This window comes from Devosia sp., from assembly GCF_017307565.1.
Classification (GTDB): domain Bacteria; phylum Pseudomonadota; class Alphaproteobacteria; order Rhizobiales; family Devosiaceae; genus Devosia.
On record NZ_JAFKHD010000109.1, the window covers coordinates 1 to 3,716 of the forward strand.

The 3,716-nt window shown below is 61.2% G+C and carries 3 protein-coding genes; 2 read left to right on the forward strand and 1 reads right to left on the reverse strand.

Annotated elements, in window-relative coordinates; all coding sequences use genetic code 11:
• Nucleotides 1-1,081, forward strand: a 1,081-nt coding sequence (locus J0I64_RS03245) for a cytochrome ubiquinol oxidase subunit I (protein ID WP_291406185.1), incomplete at its 5' end; no start/stop codon positions are given.
• Entirely contained in the window at nucleotides 1,071-2,075 is a 1,005-nt protein-coding gene (gene cydB, locus J0I64_RS03250; RefSeq protein ID WP_291406186.1) for a cytochrome d ubiquinol oxidase subunit II, read from the forward strand. The genes J0I64_RS03245 and cydB, both read left to right, overlap by 11 nt.
• 225 nt (nucleotides 2,076-2,300) lie before the next feature.
• Here cydB and J0I64_RS03255 read toward each other — a convergent pair.
• Nucleotides 2,301-3,716 (reverse strand): autotransporter outer membrane beta-barrel domain-containing protein (locus J0I64_RS03255; RefSeq protein ID WP_291406187.1); only part of this gene is annotated, 1,416 nt, incomplete at its 5' end.

Genomic DNA, 3,716 nt, shown 5'->3' on the forward strand with positions numbered 1-3,716 from the left:
AATCGCTCTCTTCGGCCGAAAGCGCGTTGGCGATGGTCTACACATGCTCGCGGTCGCCATGGTGGCGATCGGTACGCTGATTTCGGCCACTTGGATCACCTCGGCCAATTCCTGGATGCAGACGCCCGCAGGCTTCAGCGTGGACGCAACAGGCGCCTTCATACCTCAAGATTGGTGGGCGATCGTCTTCAATCCCTCGTTTCCTTACCGGCTGACCCACACGGTGCTTGCTGCTTTCCTCACCACCGCCTTCGCGGTCGGTGGCGTCGGTGCCTGGCACTTGCTGAAGGATCGGGAGAACCGTCAGGCCCGCATCATGTTCTCCATGGCGATGTGGATGGCCGCTATCTTCACCCCGATCCAGATCTTCGTGGGTGACCTGCATGGTCTCAACACGCTCGAACATCAGCCCGCAAAGATCGCGGCTATGGAGGGGCACTTCGAGACCCACACAGACGGTGCACCGCTCATCCTCTTCGGCATCCCTGACGACGAGGCGGAAACCACGCATTTTGCGCTCGAAATCCCGAAACTAGGCTCCCTCATCCTGACTCATGAGCTCGATGGGGAAATCAAGGGGTTGAAGGAGTGGGCCCGGGAAGATCGTCCACCGGCCTTGATCCCCTTCATAACGTTTCGGGTGATGGTTGGCCTCGGCATGCTGATGCTCGCCATGGGCGTCTGGTCGCTATGGGCGCGTCTGCGGAAAACACTCTACACCAGCCGCTGGCTGCATCGGGTGGCGGTGCCCATGGGAGGCTCTGGCTTCGTCGCCGTGCTTGCCGGTTGGTACACCACGGAAGTCGGCCGTCAGCCCTACACGGTCTATGGCCTCATGCGCACGGCCGACAGCCTTTCTCCGGTGGACGCGCCAGCCGTCGGCGTATCACTCCTTGCATTCGTCATCGTCTACTTCCTCGTCTTCGGCGCTGGCGTTTTCTACCTTTTCCGGCTGTTCCGTCGTCCGCCCATCCTTTCGGAGGATCACGAGCTCGAAAAGGCCCCACAGCGTGCCGCCGGCATCACGCCCGGTCCCGCACAGGAACTCGCCATCAGGGAAGGATTGCACAATGCCGATTGATCTCCCCACCATCTGGGCCGCCATCATTGCGTTCTCGGTCCTCGCCTATGTCGTCCTCGATGGCTTTGATCTCGGTATCGGCATCCTCTTCCCGTTCTTTCCAGAGCGGGAGTCGCGTGACCTCATGACCAATTCGATCGCGCCGGTATGGGATGGCAACGAAACCTGGCTGGTTCTTGGGGGCGGGGGGCTCATGGCGGTCTTTCCCGCAGCTTATTCCGCGGTGCTGCCGGCGCTCTATATTCCGATCATCATAATGCTGCTCGGGCTGATCTTCCGTGGCGTCGCATTCGAGTTCCGCTGGCGTACCCGGCGCGGCTCCCGCTATTGGGACCATGGCTTCTGGATCGGCTCCACGCTAGCGGCGTTCACACAGGGGATTGCTCTTGGTGCCCTCGTGCAGGGCATTGCCATCGAAAACAAGGAATATGTCGGCGGTTGGTGGGACTGGCTCACCCCGTTCAGCGTCCTGACCGGGGTTGCGGTGGTCGTCGGGTACGCGCTGCTGGGAGCGTGTTGGCTCAATCTCAAGACGCTGGGCGATGTGCAGCATCGTGCCAAACGCCTTGCCGGCGCCTTAAATATTATCACGTTGGCGCTGATCGCCGCGGTTTCGCTATGGACGCCCTTCATCAATCCCATCTATTTCGAGCGATGGTTTGGCTGGCCCACGACCTTTTTCTCCGCCTTCGTGCCGCTGCTACTGTCGCTGTGCGGCGGCGCCCTGCGGTATGGCTTGCGGACGGACAGGCATCTGCAACCATTTCTCGCCGCGCTAGGTCTTTTCGTCCTCAGCTTCGTGGGCCTCGGTATCAGCTTTTTTCCCTACATCGTACCAGGGGCCCTGACGATCGAGAGCGCCGCCGCTCCGGAGTCGTCGCTGCTGTTTTTGCTTGCCGGCGCTGCCGTGCTCATTCCCACGATCCTTGCCTATACCGGCTACGCCTATTGGGTTTTCCGAGGCAAGCTTGATCCGGAGGAGGGCTATCACTGATGAGCCGACCTCAAATGCAGAACATGATCTGGTTCGTCGGGCTCTGGATTGCGGGCGTTCTTGCGGTAACCGCGATCGGCCTGGTAATCCGGCTGTTTTTGGCGCCGCATGCCGCCTAATCTGCCGGAACCCCGTGGCGCCATGATTTCTTTGCCGAGCGGGTGACGTCCCAACTCTCCGCCTGCTGCTGTAGGCGGAGGTCGCGGGGCTTGGTCGCGCTACGCGCTACCACCGTACCTTTAGGCCCAGGGCTCCGTGGAGGGTGGCGCTGGAGCCGAAATTGGCCAGGCCAGTACTGGCCGAAACATCGCCATAGAGGCTGTATTTTCCGTCGGCCCAGGCGTAGGTGGCGCCCAGCCCAATACCGCCCCACAAGCTATCGCTACGGCCACCGAGGCGTGTGCCTGCAACCTGAACCTCACCCGTAGGAAGAAACTCGTTGTAGACATTGACGATAGCTGTCGTATCGAGACTGGACGTCTCGCCTGCACTGTCCTGCCAGGTGTTCAGATAGTTGGCGGCCAGCCCCAGTCGGCCACGCAAACTATCACCACCAAGGGCAGTAACCGTGGCGCCGTAAGAGTCGCTGAACGAGTCGAACATTGTGTTTGAGTAGATCAACTGAGCCTGCGGCGTGAGTTTCCAGTGATCGTCGAGCCAGAGATCCTGGCCCACTTCGATGCTGGTTGCCAGGCCCATACCGCTGTTCTGGCGGGCAACAGCGCGCCTCAACTCGTTCGAGAAAAGGTCGCTATCATACCAGTTCACTCCCAGTTGACCGTCGGCGTAAAATCCGCTGCCGTCGAGCCAGCTGAGAGTTCCGCCCAGCCCATAAGTGGTCGCACCAACGGTGCCGGTGCCGTACGCAGAAGAAACCGTGGAGTGTGATGTGCCATATTGGGCGGTGAGGGCGGCGATAAGTTTGCCTTGGGCACTTTCGTGCAGGAGGCCGTCGGCCGCCACTTGCATGCGCAACCCGGTCGTCTCGAAGCTGGTGCCGCTCGCGGTCAGGCCTGGATCGGAATAGTCCCGTCCCGCTTCCAGACGTCCCCAGACACCGCCCGCGGGGCGGCTTTGACCATCGCCGGTCGCACGGTTGGCCGGATCGTAATAGCGCTCACCGACGCGCTGGCGGAAGGTGGGCAGGGTGTTCAAGCGCCGCAGAATGGCCGGGTAAGCCTCGTAAAGCGCTACGCCAGGCTGATAGAGCGGCGTAGAGCCGTTTGGACCTACCAGGGAGCGCAAGTACCAGTTGCCATCATTGGCGTCAGCTCCCACGCCGTTCTGCTGCAGGGCATAGGCATAGAGCCCTCCCGCGACCGCTTGCTGGCCATTGGAAACAAAATCGCCGTTCAGTACGAAAACGCCAGGCTGAGAAAGCGTCTTGTTGCGCACTTCCACCAGCGCAATGCCATTGCCGGCAGTAACGGCGCCAAGACCGCCCTTGTTGAAAACGCTAATCGCCGTTGCCCCGGTTCCCAGCTGCGTGCCATCGACGATCAGCATGTCCGAGTACGACCCTGTCTGGCCGCTCAGGGGGAGGCCGGCGTTGAGCGTCGTATTGAGGAGCAGCGTGCCGCCATTGGCAACAAAGAGGCCATTGCCGGTCGGGCCACCCGCTGCCGCATTGGCGGTAATGAC